Source organism: Flavobacterium sp. 11, assembly GCF_002754315.1.
GTDB lineage: Bacteria > Bacteroidota > Bacteroidia > Flavobacteriales > Flavobacteriaceae > Flavobacterium > Flavobacterium algoritolerans.
Map to the genome: position 1 here is coordinate 382,567 of NZ_PEFE01000001.1, position 19,532 is coordinate 402,098.

General features: G+C 34.5%; 12 protein-coding genes. 7 read left to right on the top strand and 5 right to left on the bottom strand.

Going from position 1 to position 19,532, the window contains the following annotated elements; all coding sequences use genetic code 11:
* The first annotated feature begins 45 nt into the window (after positions 1-45).
* Entirely contained in the window at positions 46-2,919 is a 2,874-nt protein-coding gene (locus tag CLV00_RS01745) for a triple tyrosine motif-containing protein (RefSeq protein ID WP_099713535.1), read from the top strand.
* A gap of 64 nt (positions 2,920-2,983) precedes the next feature.
* On the opposite strand, the gene murF is transcribed toward CLV00_RS01745, so the two are convergent.
* Together murF and gldJ are read right to left on the bottom strand one after the other, a co-directional pair.
* Positions 2,984-4,270: a UDP-N-acetylmuramoyl-tripeptide--D-alanyl-D-alanine ligase gene (gene murF / locus CLV00_RS01750; RefSeq protein ID WP_099713536.1), complete on the bottom strand. Its 1,287-nt coding sequence runs from the start codon at positions 4,268-4,270 to the stop codon at positions 2,984-2,986.
* 64 nt (positions 4,271-4,334) lie between these two features.
* Positions 4,335-6,020 carry a gliding motility lipoprotein GldJ gene (gldJ, locus tag CLV00_RS01755; protein ID WP_099713537.1) on the bottom strand — a complete coding sequence of 562 codons (1,686 nt, stop codon included), beginning with the start codon at positions 6,018-6,020 and terminating at the stop codon, positions 4,335-4,337.
* Positions 6,021-6,240: 220 nt separating this feature from the next.
* Here gldJ and porU point away from each other — a divergent pair, with 220 nt between their 5' ends.
* The 5 genes from porU to CLV00_RS01780 all read left to right on the top strand — a co-directional run bounded on the left by porU (position 6,241) and on the right by CLV00_RS01780 (position 14,644).
* Positions 6,241-10,077 carry a type IX secretion system sortase PorU gene (gene porU / locus CLV00_RS01760; RefSeq protein ID WP_099713538.1) on the top strand — a complete coding sequence of 1,279 codons (3,837 nt, stop codon included), beginning with the start codon at positions 6,241-6,243 and terminating at the stop codon, positions 10,075-10,077.
* A gap of 38 nt (positions 10,078-10,115) precedes the next feature.
* Positions 10,116-11,285, top strand: a complete 1,170-nt coding sequence (gene porV, locus CLV00_RS01765) for a type IX secretion system outer membrane channel protein PorV (RefSeq protein WP_099713539.1) — start codon at positions 10,116-10,118, stop codon at positions 11,283-11,285.
* 74 nt (positions 11,286-11,359) lie between these two features.
* Positions 11,360-11,842, top strand: a complete 483-nt coding sequence (gene cdd / locus CLV00_RS01770; RefSeq protein WP_099713540.1) for a cytidine deaminase — start codon at positions 11,360-11,362, stop codon at positions 11,840-11,842.
* A gap of 143 nt (positions 11,843-11,985) precedes the next feature.
* Complete coding sequence (pdhA, locus tag CLV00_RS01775; RefSeq protein WP_099713541.1) at positions 11,986-12,984, top strand: pyruvate dehydrogenase (acetyl-transferring) E1 component subunit alpha; 999 nt, start codon at positions 11,986-11,988, stop codon at positions 12,982-12,984.
* 7 nt (positions 12,985-12,991) lie between these two features.
* On the top strand, positions 12,992-14,644 hold the full coding sequence (locus CLV00_RS01780) for a pyruvate dehydrogenase complex dihydrolipoamide acetyltransferase (RefSeq protein WP_099713542.1): 1,653 nt from the start codon (positions 12,992-12,994) through the stop codon (positions 14,642-14,644).
* A 56-nt stretch (positions 14,645-14,700) separates the two neighbouring features.
* Here CLV00_RS01780 and CLV00_RS01785 read toward each other — a convergent pair whose 3' ends face one another.
* Positions 14,701-15,942: a glycosyltransferase gene (locus CLV00_RS01785; RefSeq protein WP_099713543.1), complete on the bottom strand. Its 1,242-nt coding sequence runs from the start codon at positions 15,940-15,942 to the stop codon at positions 14,701-14,703.
* A 110-nt stretch (positions 15,943-16,052) separates the two neighbouring features.
* Between CLV00_RS01785 and CLV00_RS01790 the strand changes: the two genes are divergently transcribed.
* Positions 16,053-16,634, top strand: a complete 582-nt coding sequence (locus tag CLV00_RS01790) for a tRNA-(ms[2]io[6]A)-hydroxylase (RefSeq protein WP_099713544.1) — start codon at positions 16,053-16,055, stop codon at positions 16,632-16,634.
* A 77-nt stretch (positions 16,635-16,711) separates the two neighbouring features.
* On the opposite strand, the gene CLV00_RS01795 is transcribed toward CLV00_RS01790, so the two are convergent.
* Together CLV00_RS01795 and CLV00_RS01800 are read right to left on the bottom strand one after the other, a co-directional pair.
* Positions 16,712-18,577 carry an OmpA family protein gene (locus CLV00_RS01795; protein WP_099713545.1) on the bottom strand — a complete coding sequence of 622 codons (1,866 nt, stop codon included), beginning with the start codon at positions 18,575-18,577 and terminating at the stop codon, positions 16,712-16,714.
* Positions 18,578-18,596: 19 nt separating this feature from the next.
* Positions 18,597-19,514: a type IX secretion system membrane protein PorP/SprF gene (locus tag CLV00_RS01800; RefSeq protein ID WP_099713546.1), complete on the bottom strand. Its 918-nt coding sequence runs from the start codon at positions 19,512-19,514 to the stop codon at positions 18,597-18,599.
* Between the last annotated feature and the right edge of the window lie 18 nt (positions 19,515-19,532).

Consider the following 19,532-nt stretch of genomic DNA (forward strand, 5'->3'; position numbering starts at 1 on the left):
GCCCTTTTTTAATAACAATCAACTCATTACACTTAGACTTCAATCATGAGATTTACCAAACTCCATATTCTGATTTTTTTGATTTTATCATCCTTTACAACAATCTATGGACAGGTGAAAAATATTGGCTTGCCGGAAATTAGAAACTATAAAAGAACCGACTATAAAGGTGGTACTCAAAACTGGAACATAGATCAAGATAAAAACGGCAATTTATATTTTGCGAATAATAATGGTCTTTTCCAATTTGACGGATCATCATGGAAAAAATACAGTTTACCAAATTTATCTGCTATCAGATGTTTGAAGATTGATGACTCCGGGAGAATTTTTGTTGGAGGCTATGATGAATTTGGATATTTCAAAGCTGATTCTAAAGGAAAACTGGTTTATTTTTCAGTTTCAAAACTAATAAACAAGGACAACATCAAGGCAATTGACTTCATCTGGAAAATTCATATTCACAAAGGAGAAGTACTATTTCAATCGTTCACAAGAGCCTATATTTTCAAAAACCAGAAGCTTAAATTACTGGAATCCCCAAACAGATTTCAGTTTTCATTTCACGTAAAAAACCAACTTTATTTTCAGGATATTTCTGCAGGAATATTGGAATATAAAAATGGAAAATTGTTTCCGTTAAAAGGAACTACCGTTTTGAACACTACAGAAATCTGGGGAATGTTCCCTATGCCAGATAATAAAATACTTATTACAACTTTAGACAAAGGGCTTTTTATATATGACAATGAAAAAATCACTTCATGGAATACCGAAGCAAATTATTTTATCAAAAAAAACAGTTCCCTTGGCGGGGTAACTATAAAAGATAAGTTCATCATTCTGAATTCCGTATTAGACGGCATGATCATTTGCGACTTAAACGGAAATATAATTCAGCACATCAATCATAAAAAGGGATTGCAAAACAACACCGTACTGACTTCATTTATTGACAGTAAAAACAACCTTTGGCTGGGACTAGACAATGGAATTGCCTTTATTAATGAAAATTCTCCATTTACCTATTTTGGTTTCAGTTATGATTTAAGTACCGTTTATGCTTCTGCTGCTTATAAAGGAAACCTTTACGTAGCCACTAATCAAGGTCTTTTTTACCATTCTTGGAGCAATAGCATTAAAGAAGACACTTTTAAACTTGTTGAAGGAACTACAGGTCAGGCTTGGAATATTCAAGTGATAGACGATCAGCTAATCTGTGCTCACAATAGAGGCGCTTTGTTGGTTTCGGGAGGAAAAGTTATTAAAACATTAGACAACAAAGGGCATTTTGGCTTTAAGCCAATTCCTAACCGCCCTAATTACTTAATTGGGTCAACCTACTACGGATTTACCATATTTGAAAAAACATCCGGCGGATGGAGCTATAAAAATCAAGTAGAAGGATTTGACCTATCGGCCAATACATTTGAAATAGATGAGCTTAATTTATGGTTAAAAAAAGACAATTTACTTTACCAGCTAACCCTATCAGATGGTTTAAACAAATTTAAATCTATAAAAACACATAAAAATCTATCCAACTCAGTTAAGGGAATAGGGAGTTTACAACGAATGAAAAACAACGTATACTTTCAAACAGATAATCGTTTTTATAAGTATTCACAAGAACAAGATTTGTTTTTTGAAGATAAAAAAATTAGCGCGGTATTTAAAGATGTTCCAAAAATATATTCTTTAACTGAAGATAATTATGGTAATATCTGGTATATTTTCAGCGAATCATTAGGCGTTTTAATGAAACAGAAAAATGGCACTTATAAAAACTCTATTGCGCCTTTTTCCAGTTTAACAGGCAATCTCGTAAACAACTACATCTCCGTAAACACGATTAATCCTGAAAATATATTAATTGGTTTAACCGATGGTTTAGCCCATTATAATCCGAAACTACAGAATTATTCCGTGTCAAAACCAATAGCATTTATACGAAGTTTTTCTTATCCTGGAGATACAATAATCTTAGGAAACGGGCAAAATAAGATTGACATGCTCAAAATACCTTATTCAGCAAATCGCGTAAAATTCACGTTCTCGTCTCCAACTTATGAAAATCTGGAGAATGTAGAATTCTCCTACCAACTGGAAGGTTTTGATGATCGATGGAGCGCTTGGTCTTCCATTTCAATTAAAGAATACACTAACTTAAGAGAAGGTGATTACAAAATGAAATTAAAAGTGAGAAACAGTCATGGGATTCAATCGCAAGAAGCAATTGCTACTTTTACTGTTTCCCCACCTTGGTACAGGCATTTTTTGGCATATTTATTTTATCTTTTACTAATTGTTGCTTCTGTGTTTTTCATTCGCAACAGAGTAAAAATGAAGATACGAAAAAACAAATATTATGAGACAATTGAACAACGAAGACTTTATTTAGAAAAGGAATCAAAAATAAGACAGGAACAATACGAACTGGAAAAAGAAATCGAAAAATTAAAAAGTGACAAGTTGCAAATTAAGATTTTAGCTAAGGACAAAGAATTAGTCAATAATTCGCTGCAAGTAGTTAAGAAAAACAAAATCCTAAATGGCATCATTTACAAATTAAAAGATATCAATGTCGAATCTTTTGATGATTCTACCAAGTTTCAATTTACAAAATTGAATAAAAGCATCACCAAAGAAGTGAATGCAGACAAAAGCTGGAAAGACTTAGAAAAACACATTAAGAATGTCCATTTTGATTTCCTGAAAAGATTAAAGGAAAAATATCCTACAATATCTCCTCGAGAACTGGATTTATCAACCTATCTATTAATGAATATGTCAACGAAAGAGATTGCCGAAATCATGAATATCTCAAACGGAGGAGTAGAACTGGCACGTTACCGATTGAGAAAAAAACTAGGACTCAATAAAAAAGAAAATCTAATTGGATTTCTAATGAGCATTTAATAAAAACCAAAAATGCCATCATAAATTACTATGATGGCATTTCTATTATAAAAACAGCTGTTCTTTATGTCAAGAAATTTAAAGTTCGCTCCAATGCCATTCCCCTGGATCCTTTTATCAAGATAGTACAATTATTGAATTCAGTCATTGGTAAATGATTTGAAAATTCTTCAAATGTATTGTAAAACCAAAAGTTGCTTTTTTCAAATTTATTGGCATAAAATGCTGAACCGATAAAATAACATTTCACGTTATCTTCATTCGAAAGCAGGTCAACTATTGCTTTATGCTCTTGCTGACTTTCCCTTCCTAACTCAAACATGTCTCCCAAAATCATTGCTTTATTTGAACTCTCTAACTGCAGAAAATTCTCAATAGCTACAGCCATACTGCTTGGGTTTGCATTATAGGCGTCCAGAATAATTTGGTTAGTTCCTTTTGTCAATAATTGCGACCTGTTATTCTCAGGGACATAGCTTTCTAAAGCTTCTTTTATTGCGATATCATCAATTTTAAAATACTTTCCTATAGTAAGCGCCGCATTGATGTTATTGGCATTATACAAGCCTATTAAATGCGTTGAAATAGTTAGATCAGAATAGTTTATTGCCACAAATGGATTTGCTTTGACTGAGGTAATATTTACATTCGCGTTTGTTTTATTTATGCCAAAAGAATAGGCCTTTAACGACATTGACTTTTCAACTTGAATAGGATCTTCTAGATTTATAAAAGCAAGTTTATCATTTACCGAAAGGTACTGATACATTTCGCTTTTTCCTTCAATCACTCCTTCAACACCACCAAAACCTTCTAAATGCGCTTTTCCAAAATTAGTGATGTAGCCATAATCCGGTTTTGCTAATTCACATAGAAATTCAATTTCTTTTTTGTGGTTCGCCCCCATTTCAACAATTCCAATTTCTGTTTCTGAATTAAACGAAAGCAATGTCAACGGAACACCAATGTGATTGTTAAGGTTTCCAACGGTAGCTTTAATATTAAATTTTTTAGAAAGAACAACATGAATCAGTTCTTTGGTCGTAGTTTTTCCATTACTTCCGGTAAGGGCAATTATAGGGAGTTTCAAATATTCACGGTGAAACTTAGCCAGTTCCTGTAAGGCTATTAAACTGTCATCAACTAAGATTGTTCTTTGGTCAATAAAATAAGATTCATCGTCAATTATTACATAAGAAGCACCTTTATCTAATGCTTCTTTCGCAAATGTATTAGCATCAAAACGCTCCCCTTTTATGGCGACAAATAAGGAGTTGAACTCAATCTTACGGGTATCAATCGAAACCGATTTACATTTTAAAAATAAACTATGAATGTAACTAATATCCATTTGAAACGATTTAAAAAAATAAAAGCCCTAATCAAAGGGCTTTTATTTTTATTTTATAAAAAAATTAATTTCTAGCTGTTTTTTTCTTGTCTGCTTTAGGCCCTACTCTAGACATAGCGCATCTAAAACCGATGTAATCTGTAGCCATATCTTGTGGAAAATACCTTCTTTGTGCAGGATCTAACCAATAAGCTCTATCTCTCCAAGAACCACCCTTATAAACTCTAACTTCATCATTTATCAAAGTTGTTCTCTTGCTTGATTTATCATATTTTCTAACCATTTTACCTAAACTGTCTGTAGTAACATTGTGTTTAGGTGAGTTATACATGATTTTCTCATCTTTTTGTTTTTCAGTATCCGCTTCAGAAGATCCAAAGTTATAATATCTGGTAGATTGTTTATCACCATCTCTGTAATTAGTATTATCACTTTTGTCGAAATTCTGTCTCAAATACGTCTCTTTTTCATCAACAGGAACTTGAGCAATTTGACCCGGGAATTTTCTGGCAACTATTCTACCGTTACTTAAAGTATCAAATTTCATATTCTCTTTAGTAACAATTTCAACCTTACCGTCTGCTCCGATTTTATTTTTAGTGTATTGATTTCCTCTAAAATAGTTAAAATCATTTGCTTCATTGTCGATTATAGGTCTGTAAACATCTTGTACCCATTCAGCAACATTTCCAGCCATATCATACAATCCAAAATCATTTGCAGGGTATTTTTTAACTTCATTGGTAATATCTGCACCATCATCGGACCAACCTGCAATTCCACCGTAATCTCCATTACCTTGTTTGAAATTGGCTAACTGATCTCCTTTACTTTGTCTTTTACCTGAACGAGTATAACCTCCTGACCAAGGGTATTTTTTTTGACCTTTATAGATATTGTATTCTCTTTGTCCTACATCGGCAGCAGCTGCATATTCCCATTCTGCTTCAGTTGGTAGTCTGTATTCAGGAAGAAGTATTCCAGAAGAGCGTTGTGCATAAACATTTTTAGGCTCAATAACTTTACCGTCTTTTCCAGCTTTAGGAGCTTTTTTACCTCCATTTTTTCCTTTTAATACAATTTCTTCATTTCCTCCGTATGCCAAAGTAGGTGAATTCAAATACGTTTCTGTATCAAAATTACTGTCAGCTGTTACATCTAAAGTCTTTGCATTCTTTTTAAGATATCCGTTTTTTTCCAAAAGTGCTTCATTTACACGTTGCGTTCTCCAGTTACTGAATTCAACTGCTTGAATCCAATTTACTCCAACAACAGGATATTCTGCATAAGAAGGATGTCTTAAATAATTATTAGTCATCGTTTCATTGTAACCCAATCTATTTCTCCAAACTAACGTATCAGGTGAGGCGCCTTCGTATATGTTTTTATAATTTTCTTCAGTGGGTGGGTAAACACTTTTCAACCAATCTAAGTAATCTAAATACATAGAGTTTGTAACTTCAGTCTCATCCATATAAAAAGACTGAACGTGCTGTTGTGTTGGCGTATTATTCCAATCATGCATAACATCATCCTCTACTTTTCCCATAGTAAATGTACCACCTTCCACAAAAACCAAACCTGGCCCTGCTTGTTGTTTTTTACTTGAACCTGCTTTTTTGCTGTCCATATTCCAACCGGTTGCTCTTGAGGTGTTTTTGGAGCTGGACTTTTTACTGCAACTGGAAAAACCAATTACTAACAGGATTGATATCAACAATCGTAAGCCCATAATTTTGTTTGCTTTCATACTCTTTAGTAGGTAATAATAGTAGGTAATAATTTAAGTGCCGCAATATAATAATTAACCATTAATCAACATCATACTTTTAAATAATTTTCGCCGATGTAATTTTAACAATAAATTATATATCAAAACGCAAATTTATAATATTTATTATTTAAATCACACGAAATGGTTTATTTTTACTGATAAATAATAACTCACTATTAATCACGTTAAAAAAACGATGAGAAAAATACTTTTGGCTTATTTATGCCTGATTCCTTTTGTTTCTTTTGCTCAAATTAAAGGTGACGCAGTCATTGAATGGACAGATAAAAAAGAAATGTCCTATGGCGATTTCAAAGTCATTATCCCTCAATTTACAGGAAATAATTTTCATTATGATGCTTCCCAAAAGGCATTGCTTTATACCTTAAAAATAAAAGAGCCAATCTCTTTTAACGAAGGGAAAGTCACAATCACAAATGTAGCTTACGAAACAATCACAACTTCACAACTTGGTGATTTGGCTTCCGAAAATATTCCTAAAACAATAAATGCATCTCTAAATGTAAGCATTTCAAGAGATATCAAAGACGCTTTTATCAATCTTTCACCTATAATTAAGGACGATTTCGGTTTTAAACGCATAAAGTCTTTTTCCTATGAAGTAGACGCCAATACTGCAAGAATATCACAATCCAGCAAAAGCGCAAGCACAAATAGCATCATCAATTCTGTTTTAGCAACAGGCAACTGGTATCAATTTTATGTTGAAAAATCCGGTGTATATAAAATCACTAAAACTTTTTTACAACAATTAGGGTTAGACCCAAATACATTAGACCCGCGAAAAATAAAAATTTATGGTAATGGAGGACGAATGCTTCCGTTATCAAACAATATTTTTTATCCAAACGACCTATCCGAAAACGCAATTCAAATCAATGGCGAAGTTGACGGAATTTTCAACAACGACGATTATATTCTTTTTTATGCCGAAGGAGTTGACACTTGGAACCAAGAAAGTTTGACTTTTACTAATCTGTACGATACAAAGTCTTATTATTACATTACTATTCAAGGTGCCGATGGAAAAAGAATCGCTCCTATGGCTCAACCTTCCGGAAGCAGCACTTTAAACATCACTTCTTTTGACAATCAACAATACCACGAGGTAGACCTTATTAATGTAGCGCGATTAGGTCGCCAATGGTTTGGTGAATCATTTGAAGTCAAAGACGAACAGGAATTCGATTTTAATTTTCCGAATTTTGATCCTTCAACTCCTGTAAAAGTACTATTAACGGCCGCTTCAGCTGCATTTACCCCAACTACTTTGAATGTGACTGCAAATGGAACTGCAGTTGGCACTATTTCTTTTCCTGCTTTAAACAATAATTCCGGAACTGAGTTTTATTTAGGTTCTTTACCAAACAACACCAGCTTTAATGGTGCCGAAAACATAAAAATAAAATTGAAATACAATAATAATGGTGTTCCGGGTTCCAAAGGTTTTCTGGACAACATCAGGCTTATCGCCAAGCGAAAACTGCAAGGCTACGGAAAACAGTTTCATTTTCAATACGATCAATCCAATTCAAGTTTTGGAATTGTGAATTACAGCCTTTCAAACACAACAGATATTCCACAAATTTGGGATGTCACCGATATTTATAATGTAACCACAATCGAAAACTCAAATCAAAGCACAATAAATTTTAAAGCAAACTTGGGAGAGCTCAGAAAATATATTGCTTTAGATGCTTCGGATTATTACACTCCTTTAAAAGATACCAAATCAAAAGTCACTAATCAAAACCTAAAAGGAACAGTATTAAAAAACGGACAAGGTCAATTTCAAGACATCGATTACGTGATTATCACACCCACTTTTTTAGCCACACAAGCTGAAAAATTAGCCACTTTTCATCGCACCCAATCCAATTTAAATGTAAAAGTAATTTCATTAGAGTCCATCTATCAAGAATTTTCTTCTGGAAAGCAAGATGTTGCAGCAATCCGAAATTGCATTAAGTACATCTATGAAAATGCTTCGGCACCGGAGAAAAGAGTAAAGTTTGTCAATCTTTTTGGAGATGCCTCTTATGATTTTAAAAATAGAATCACAAACAACACTAATGTCGTACCCATTTACCACGCCTTAAACAGTAGCACTACGGGTGAATCCTCTTTTGCTTCAGATGATTTTTTTGGATTAATGGATGCTACAGAAGGAAATGTTGTTTCGTATTTTGGAGGAATTGATATTGCTGTGGGCAGAATGCTGGTGAATGATGCCAAACAAGCTGACGAAATGGTAAATAAAGTCATCGAATATCACGACTTGAAATCCTACGGAAGCTGGAGAAATAACTTCGCATTGGTTTCTGATGATTCAGACATAGCATCTGATGCCAGTTTACAAAACAGACAAAATAGCCTTGCAAATACAATTGCTTCCGAAAAACCATTTCTAAATGTGACTAAAATTCTTTTAGATTCTTATGTCCAAGAAGCATCCGCAGGAGGTTCCAGATATCCAAAAGCAAGAACGGACTTCTTCAATGCTTTCGAAAAAGGGGCTTTGGTCTTTAATTATTTAGGACACGGTGGCGAAGATGGCTTATCAGGCGAACGCATTTGGGAAAAATCAGATGGACAGAACTTGAGCAATCAATACAAGTATCCTTTATTTATAACTATCACTTGTGAATTTTCCCGTTTTGACAATCCTTTAAGACCAACCGCTGGAGAATATACCTATTGGAATCCTAAAGGCGGAGCAATCGCAATGATTACTACCATTCGATCCATTGGACAATTCAGTGCAGAAAATTTCAACGACGCTCTGACAAAAAATTTATTATCGTACAATTCGAACCAATATACTTCAATTGCAGAGGCGCTGCGAATTTCAAAAAACAGCAATCCAAATTCAGCCACCAATGTTGTTTTTTATATTGGCGATCCAGCATTGATGCTTGCAATTCCAAGACCAAAAATTAGATTAACTAAAGTAAATGACATTCCGGTAACCCAAACCATCGACGACTTCAAATCATTGGCAAAAATGAAACTGACAGGAGAAGTTACAGATGAAAACAATAACTTGTTGACGAATTATAACGGAGAAGTTTCTACAACTATTTTTGACAAAACAGTTTCAAGAACAACATATAACAATGACGGTAATAGTCCGCCTATTAATTTCAATGTTTTAGGCGAAACAATATTCAGAGGAAACGCATCAGTCACTAATGGCCAGTTTGAGTTTAGTTTTGTTGTACCTAGAGACATTAGAGTTCCATTGGCCAACGGAAGGATTAGTTTTTATTCCAAAAAAAATCAGTTATTACAGAACGAAACCGGGTATGATTCAACAATAAAAATAGGCGGAATAAATGAAAATGCAACCGCAGACAATATTAGTCCAAGAGTTAAGTTATATATGAATGACGAGACTTTTGTTTCTGGCGGAACAACTAATGAATCCCCATTTCTTGTTGCACTGCTTGAAGATGAAAACGGAATAAATACGGCAAGCGGAATAGGTCATGATATTGTTGCTATTCTTGATGGAGATGTAAGCAATCCCTTTGTACTGAATGATTATTATCAAACAACATTAGACGATTTTACAAGTGGAACTCTCCGGTTTCCGTTGCGCAATTTAGCTCCGGGATTACACACTATAACATTCAAAGCGTGGGATGTATACAACAACCCGATAACCGCTGAGATTCAGTTTATTGTTGTAGGTGATGAAACGATAACATTGACACATGTGTTGAATTATCCAAATCCGTTCGTTAATTATACTGAGTTTTGGTTTACACACAACAGACCATTTGAACCATTGGACGTTCAGGTTCAAGTAATGACAATAACAGGAAAAGTGGTTTGGACAAAAAATCAAATTATCACAACTGAAGGATTTTTATCAAAAGAAATCACTTGGGATGGCAAAGATGATTTTGGAGATAAAATAGGGAAAGGCGTTTATGTCTACAAACTAACCGTCAAATCAAGTCTAACAAATAAGAAAACTGAAAAATTTGAAAAACTTGTTATACTTTAATAAAATACTATATTTGTTTAATAAAACTTCCTACAATAATGAAAAAAATAACATTACTTTTTATCTTTTTATTTGTAATTTCTTTTACAAAAGCACAAGATAGAGTTATAAACCCGGGGGTTCCCTTTTTATTAGTTGCAGCCGACGCTAGAGCTGCAGGTATGGCAGACGTAGGAGTTGCAACATCAGCTGATGCTTTTTCACAACAATGGAATCCGGCTAAATATGCTTTTGCAACGGACCAAAAAGGATTTTCTATAAGCTACACACCTTACCTTACTGACCTGGTTAATGATATATCATTAGGACAATTGACCTATTATCAAAAATTAAATGAAAGAAGTGCCTTTGCAGGAAGCCTTCGTTACTTTGGTTTAGGTGAAATTGAATTACGCGAAACAGGTGATCCTAACGAAGCACCTAGAATAGTTTCTCCAAACGAGTTTGCTATTGATGGTTCTTATTCCTTAAAGCTAAGCGAGAAATTCTCTATGGCTATTGCTGGACGGTTTATAAATTCAAATCTAAAAGTGGCCTCAGATAATAACGACGCATCATCTGCAAGCACATTTGCTGTTGATGTAGCCGGTTTTTACCAATCCGAAGAAATAGCGTACAACGAATTCAACGGAAGATGGAGAGCGGGATTTAATATCCAAAATTTAGGTCCAAAAATCAGCTATGACAACGATGACTTTAACAATAACTTCATACCTGCCAATTTAAAAATTGGAACTGGTTTTGATTTTATTTTAGACGACTATAATAAGGTTGCTGTCAATGTTGAATTTAACAAATTGTTAGTTCCTACACCACAAGACCCTGATTTAAATGGTGACGGAACCGTAACAACTGAAGAACGCAATCAAAACAACCAGAATTACCGTGCTATTGGGTGGACTTCCGGTGTTTTCGAATCATTTGGTGATGCTCCTGATGGATTTAGTGAGGAATTAAAAGAAGTTACTTACGCTGTAGGTGCCGAATATTTGTACCAAGATTCCTTTGCGATGCGTTTAGGATATTTTCACGAAAGCCCTCTAAAAGGAGCTCGACAATTTTTATCGCTTGGAGCAGGTTTCAAATACAATGTTGTCAAAGTAGATGTTTCGTATTTATTCTCGGCATCAAAAGTAAAAAACCCTTTAGAGAACACGCTTCGTTTTTCTCTTACCTTCAATTTTGGAGACAAATATGACGAATATTAAACATAAATAAAATCCACAAATAACAATCCAAATTTCAACACTATGAAGTTTGGATTTTTTTTCCTTAAAAAAGTATGAAAGAAATAACAATTACCACTCAATTCAAAGTATTCGATTCTATTCAAGATTTACCAAATGACATTCAGGAATTAATGACGCAAGCCGTTGAAGTTCGAAAAAATGCTTACGCTCCCTATTCAAAATTCAGAGTTGGAGTTGCAATTTTTTTAGACAACGGTAAAATTGTCTTAGGTTCAAACCAAGAAAATGCAGCTTATCCTTCGGGACTGTGCGCGGAACGTGTCGCTATTTTTTATGCCGGAGCAGTGTATCCGGAAGCCAAAATTTTAAAAATGGCAATTACAGCTGCTTCTGACTCGAATCAAACTACAGCTCCGATTCCTCCTTGCGGATCTTGCAGACAATCTATCGCCGAATACGAAATCAAACAAGAGACCCCTATCGAAATCTATTTTATGGGAGAAATTGGTGCAATTTACAAATCAGAATCCCTGAAAAACTTGCTTCCATTTATGTTCGATAAAAAATTCTTGTAAAAATTCCAAAAATTGCCTATTAAATTTTAGTTCTTACTTGGAATGTCTTATTTTTGCATTTCGCAAATTTGTGGGAGGAAACTATTTTGCGTTATAGGTACAAATTGATAATACAATAACACTTTAGCAAAAGAAAAATTCAGATGAAAGAAGTTACAAAAGAAGTATATTTAAAGTGGTATGAAGATATGCTGCTTTGGAGAAAGTTTGAGGACAAACTTGCAGCATTATACATCCAACAAAAAGTTAGAGGATTTCTACATTTATACAATGGTCAAGAGGCCGTATTAGCTGGTGCATTGCACGCAATGGACTTGACAAAAGACAAAATGATTACTGCTTACAGAAATCACGTTCAGCCAATAGGTATGGGAGTTGATCCTAGACGCGTAATGGCAGAACTTTTAGGAAAAGTTACCGGAACTTCAAAAGGTATGGGTGGTTCTATGCACATCTTTTCAAAAGAGCACCGTTTTTATGGTGGGCACGGAATTGTAGGAGGGCAAATTCCTGTAGGTGCAGGATTAGCTTTTGCAGACAAATATTTTGAAACTGGCGGTGTTACTATGACTTATTTTGGTGATGGAGCAGCACGTCAAGGATCTTTACACGAAGCTTTTAACATGGCTATGTTATGGAAACTTCCAGTGGTTTTCATTGTTGAAAACAATGGTTACGCTATGGGAACTTCTGTAGAAAGAACAGCCAATCATACTGATATTTGGAAATTAGGTTTAGGATACGAAATGCCTTGTGGACCAGTTGACGGAATGAACCCTGTAAAAGTTGCTGAAGCAATGACTGAAGCAATTGACAGAGCACGTCGTGGAGACGGACCAACTTTTCTAGAAATGAAAACATACCGTTATAGAGGTCACTCTATGTCGGATGCACAATTATACCGTTCGAAAGAAGAAGTAGAAGAGTACAAAAAAATTGATCCAATTACTCAAGTTTTAGATGTAATTAAAGATCAAAAATATGCTACAGAAGAAGAAATCGAAGCAATTGATCAAAGAGTAAAAGATTTAGTGGAAGAGTGTGTAACATTTGCCGAAGAATCTGAATACCCTCCTATTGAACAGCTATACGATGTAGTATACGAACAAGAGAACTATCCATTTTTACCTCATAAACTATAAATCAATTATGGCAACAATAATTACAATGCCTCGTTTGAGCGATACGATGACGGAAGGAACGGTAGCGACTTGGCTAAAAAAAGTAGGTGATAAAGTAAGCGAAGGTGATATCCTTGCAGAAATTGAAACTGACAAAGCAACAATGGAATTTGAGTCTTTCAACGAAGGAACACTTTTACACATAGGAATCCCTGCTGGTGAAACTGCACCGGTTGACTCTTTATTAGCAATTATAGGAAAAGAAGGCGAGGATATTTCGGCATTATTAGCAGGAAAACCAGCTGATGCAGCTCCAGCTAAAGAAGAAACAAAAGTTACTGAAGAAACAGCAACTACTCCAGAAGTTACAAAAGCCGCAGCACCTGCTACAGCTTCATTACCAAAAGGAGTTGTAGTTATCACGATGCCTCGTTTAAGCGACACCATGACAGAAGGAACAGTAGCTACCTGGTTGAAAAAAGTAGGTGATAAAGTAAGCGAAGGAGACATTCTTGCTGAAATCGAAACCGACAAAGCAACAATGGAATTCGAATCTTTCAACGAAGGAACTTTATTATACGTAGGAATCGAAGAAGGAAATACTGCACCAGTTGATAGTCTTTTGGCAATCATTGGACCTGCAGGAACTGATATCAGCGGAATTGCTGAAAATTATAAAACTGGCGGAGCGCCACAAGCAGCTCCTGCCGTAGCAGAAGAAAAAGAAGTTGCTTCAACAGAAAAAGCTTCGGAACCAATCGTTCAAGAACCATCAACTGACGGTCAACGAATTTTAGCATCACCATTGGCAAAGAAAATTGCAAGTGACAAAGGAATTCAATTGACTCAAGTAAAAGGTTCTGGTGAAAACGGACGTATTGTAAAAAGCGATATCGAAAACTTCACACCACAAACTAGCGCTGCTCCAGCACCGACAAGTGCTGCTCCAGCCAAAGCAGAAACTGTAGCTGCTGCAAAACCATTTGTACCTGCAGGAGAAGTTTTCACAGAAGAAATCAAAAATTCGCAAATGCGAAAAATCATTGCAAAACGTTTAGCAGAGTCTTTATTCACTGCTCCACATTACAACTTAGTAATTGAGGTAACTATGGACGAAGCAATGAAATCAAGAGCTATCATTAACAGCGTTCCTGATACAAAAGTATCATTCAACGATATGGTGATAAAAGCGTGTGCATTAGCATTGAAAAAACATCCAAAAATAAATTCTCAATGGAGAGAAGATGCTATCATCATCAACCATCACGTGAATATTGGAGTTGCTGTAGCTGTTGAAGACGGATTAGTAGTTCCTGTATTACGTTTTACAGATGCTATGAGTTTATCTCAAATTGGCGGAAGCGTTAGAGATCTTGCAGGAAGAGCTAAAAACAAAAAATTATTGCCTACAGAAATGGAAGGAAGTACTTTTACAGTTTCTAATCTTGGAATGTTTGGTATTACAGAATTCAACTCTATCATCAATCAACCTAATTCTGCTATCCTATCCGTAGGAGCTATTGTAGAAAAACCGGTTGTGAAAAATGGTCAGATTGTCGTAGGAAACACAATGATGTTATCTTTAGCTTGCGACCACAGAACAATTGATGGTGCAACTGGAGCTCAATTTTTACAAACATTGAAACAATTTATAGAAAACCCAGTTACAATGCTTGCGTAATAACTTGGTTCTTAAAATACAAATCCCGTCTTGTTTCAAAAACTTGACGGGATTTTTTATTTATTCTTCTCCTCAATCCAACGAGACATATATTTGGTACTTTTTAAAGTATGATGTTGCAACATAGCTCCCATAAAATTGCTCAACCGATGTTGCTCAAAATTAGTTCGTAAAAATTCTATTTTAGTACTAAAGTCAGTTTCGAACAAACCTTTAGAATATCGTTGATTGACAATCTCAATTCCGTTTTTTTGGGCTTTAACCCAAACTGTTTTGTCTAGATACAATTGTACTGCTGCATCGACAAAATCAGCTACATCATCCGTAATAAAGCCATTCCAAGGCAAATCCCCGTGCATGGATTCTGAACCAATAGTAGTCGTTACGCTTGGCGTTCCACATTGCATCGCTTCCAATAACTTCCCTTTAATACCGGCTCCAAAACGCAAAGGAGCCAAAACAACTCGCGCTTCCTTAACTACGTCTTGAGCGTTGCTAGCTCGTCCCATAATTAAAAAACTATCTTTGCCATTATTCAATTGCATTACTTTTTGTGAAGGATAAGCACCATATACGTTCAAAACAGATTCTGGCACTTGCTTTTTTATTAAAGGCCAAATCGTTTCCTTTAAATACTGAACCGCATTCCAATTGGGCTCATGAAGAAAATTTCCGATAAAAATAAAGTTTTTTCGATTTTCGAAAGAAGGCAGTTCCTCTATTTCAGAACTCAAGATTGGTTCCAATAGAAAAGGCAAATAATACAATAATGCTTTATCTATTTTGAATGTAGATTCTAATAATTCCATTTCAAATTCGGAAATCATTAAAGACAAATCACAACGTAAAATACTGGCAATTTCACGTTTCGCAACCTCTTCTACAAATAAATCAGTTGTACTAAAAGAACGATTTTCCTTAAACGCTTTCTGGCGAGCCAATCGCAAACAATGTAAATCTTCAGTATCTAATATTCGCAACGCATCAGGGCAATTTTCAGCTACACGCCAACCAAATTGCTCCTCCATCATAAAACGATCAAACAAAACTACAGCTGGATTCAGTTCTTTTACAAAAATATCAAAACTGGAATTGTTCAGTTCGATTGATTTTTTATCCACCTCATATTCGCCTAAATCAACCATAAAATCACTGTTTTGCGCAGGACTGGCAAACGTAATGCTAAAACCTTGTGCTTTAAAAAGTGAAATCAGCTGCATCATCCTTCCTCCTGCTGCGGACGAATTTGGCTCCGGCCAAACAAAACCAATAATTAAAAGCTTTTGAACCTGATTCATATTATTATAAATTTCAATTGCAAAATAATGCTATTTTGTGTTCAATCCCGTCATTTGGACAAAAAATAGATTAGAAAACACTAATTTTGTTCTAAATAAATTTCAGTATCATGTTAGGATTAAAATTAGCCACAGACCCTCGTTGGGTAAATATAGTCGAATCGAATATAGAAGAAATCTTGACGGATCATGCTTGGTGTGAACAAAAGGCAGCATCAAATGCGATAAGTCTGGTTACTTATAACTCCGAATTGGAAGAATTAGTAACCGAGATGCTGATTATTGCAAAAGAAGAATTAGATCACTTGCAATTAGTTCATAATTTAATCAAAAGCAAAGGACTGACTTTAGGCAGAGAAAGGAAAGATCATTATGTAAATGAACTTTTTAAATTTATGAAAAAAGATGGCAGCCGAAAAGATGCTCTTTGTGATCGATTGTTATTTTCAGCTATGATTGAAGCCAGAAGTTGTGAGCGGTTTAAAGTTTTATCAGAAAACATAAAAGATGTCGAATTAGCCACTTTTTACAGAGACCTCATGATTTCCGAAGCGGGACACTATACCACTTTCTTGGGTTTCGCTCGAAAATATGCTGACAACATTGATGTAGACAAACGCTGGAAGGAATGGATTGAATTTGAAACTTCGATTATCACGAATTATGGTAAACAAGAAACGATTCACGGTTAATTAAAAAATATTATATTAAACAAAAAACAGGATGCTCTACGGCATCCTGTTTTTTAATATTTACTATTATAAGAAGCTTATTTCACAATCATGAACTCAGAACGTCTGTTTAAGGCATGTTCTTCTTCGGTACAATTTTCCTGACAATCCACTTTAAATTCTGATTCGCCAAAACCTTTTCCAGTTATTTTATCACCACTAATTCCTTTTGAAATAATGTATGCTACAGTAGCATTTGCTCTTCTCTCAGAAAGATCTAAGTTAAATTCATCAGTACCTCTAGAATCAGTATGTGCCTTAACATAAATTTTCAGTTTATCATTTTGAGACATTACATAAACCAATTTATCAAGTTCTGCAGCACCATTCTTAGTTATATTGCTTTTGTTGTATTCGAAATAAATAGGATTTAAAATAATTTCGGTTTCAGTAATTATAACTTCAATTGGATCAATTACTGCATCAACGGTAACTTTCCCTTCACTAATTTTAGCTACAGGAAAAGATTTTGAAACATAACCATCTTTAAAAACTTCTATAGTATATGGCTTCTGACATTCTACGTCATAAAGAACTTCTCCATTCATATTAGACATTTGAGTATCTAAAACTGTGTTAGTCGCATCTAAAATAACAACTTTAGAATTAGCTAATAACTCTCCAGTTTTGGCATTTTTTACCACACTAAGAATCTGCCCTTTACATACTGGAATAGAACTATAGATATGGTCTACACCACTACGATTACTGGATAAATAACCAATATTTTTTTCTTTATTAAATGTAAAAGCAAAATCATCTTTCTCCGTATTTACAGGTTTTCCAATGTTATATGGTTCCTCATCTTTATTTAAATCAACAGAAAAAACATCTAAGCTTCCAAAACCAGTCAAGCCGTTTGAAGAAAAATATAAAATAGCATCCTCTGTTACAAAAGGAAAATTCTCGTCACCAGCTGTATTAATTTTATTCCCTAGATTTTCTGGCACGCCATATGTTCCATCATTATTCACTGTTACTTTCCAAATATCAGTTCCTCCTACAGAACCAGACATATTAGAAGCAAAATAAAGAACCTTCCCATCTGCATCTATAGATGGATTCCCCATAGAATAACTTTTACTATTGAATGGCAGTGGAGTAATAGATCCCCATTTACCGTTTTCTTTAACAGCTTTGTAAAGATTCACTTGACCAAATTTCAGCTTGTGTGTTTTATCTTTCTCGAATAATTTATCTTTGAAACTTTCGCTTGAAAAATAAACAACATTACCGTCTTTGGTCATTGTAACAGGACCTTCATGAAACCTACTGTTTAATTCATCTACAGGAATTGGCTCTGAATAGCTTCCATCAGCATTATAAGTAGACTGATAAATGTCTAAATAAGGTTCGTTATTCCAACCGTATATTTTATTGCTTTCATTTCTGGCACTTGCAAAATAGAGTATATCTCCATAAAGACTTGCTCCAAAATCTGATCTTTGAGAATTAACTGAAATTTTATCTACAACAAAAAGTTTTTCTTTATTCAATAGCTCCGAAAGGTAATTTGGATTCTTATTGAATTGTTTAGCTCTCTGATCGTCTGGTACTAAAGCTGAAAATGTTTTCATTTGAGCATTAGACTCCGCGTATTTACCGTTAGATTTCAACATTTGAGCGTATCTATAATACGTTTCTGCATCTTGTTTTGTTTGTACAGCTTTGGCGTACCATTTTTCGGATTCTACGGTATTGTGCATATAATAATAACTATCACCAAGTTGTTTAGTCACATAAGCATCTGTATTTCCTTTTTCAACTAAAGCTAGATATCCTTCAACAGCTTCAACATAATCGTAGCTTTCAAATAATTTATCTGCATTTTTAGTCTCTTTATTTTGTGCGCAAAGTGAGAAACCTGCCAGCACAAAAAACAGTAAAAGTGTATTTTTTTTCATTAATTATAAAAATTAAATTTTAGAAAAATCTAGGAGAACGTGAAACTTTTTTCGATTCAAATAAATCATATAACAATATGAATTCATGTGATGATGGAGAAGTTACTTTCAAATCTGAAATAATATGATCGTAAGCATACCCAATTCTTAATTCAGGTGTGATAGCAAAATTGACCATTCCGCCAAAACTGTCTTCCAATCTATAAGTTGCTCCAATCTCAAATTTTTCTTGATATAAAAAATTGGCGGAAACATCTAAAGACGGAGATACATTAAACGCCGATTTTAACATTAACGAAGGCTTGAATTTCAATTCATAATTAAGATCAAAAACATAACCTGCGGTTAAAAAATAGTGAGACACATCTGAACCATATTCACGTCCATTATAATCTAAGTGCGCTGATTTAATCATATTTGGAATCGAAAAAGATACGTAATATTTGTCTGTGTAATAAAACAACCCTGATCCTAAATTAAATGATGTATCGTTGATATCTTCTCCAAAAATACCTTCATTAGGGTCTGGCAAACTGGATTGAATATCCCTGAGCCCTACTTTGTGAAAAGAGACTCCAGCTTTTAAACCAAATGCCAATCTTTGTGTGTCTCCTAATTTCAAAGTATAAGAGAAGTCTCCAAATACATTTTGCTCTGTTACCGGTCCAATCTTATCTGATATAAATGATAGACCAACACCTACATTCTTTCCCGCTGGAGTATGACCTGCGAAAGTAAATGAAGCTGGTGAATCTTCAATGTTTACCCATTGTTTTCTATATAAAAGACCAAAAGAAATACTCTCATTAGAACCTGCATAGGCTGGATTAATAACATTCATATTATACATGTACTGAGTATAATGTGGGTCTTGTTGCGCTTTTACATCCATATAGGCAATAAGAATTAAAAGAGACATCAATATTTTTTTGTTCATATCTATTTATTTTTCGGT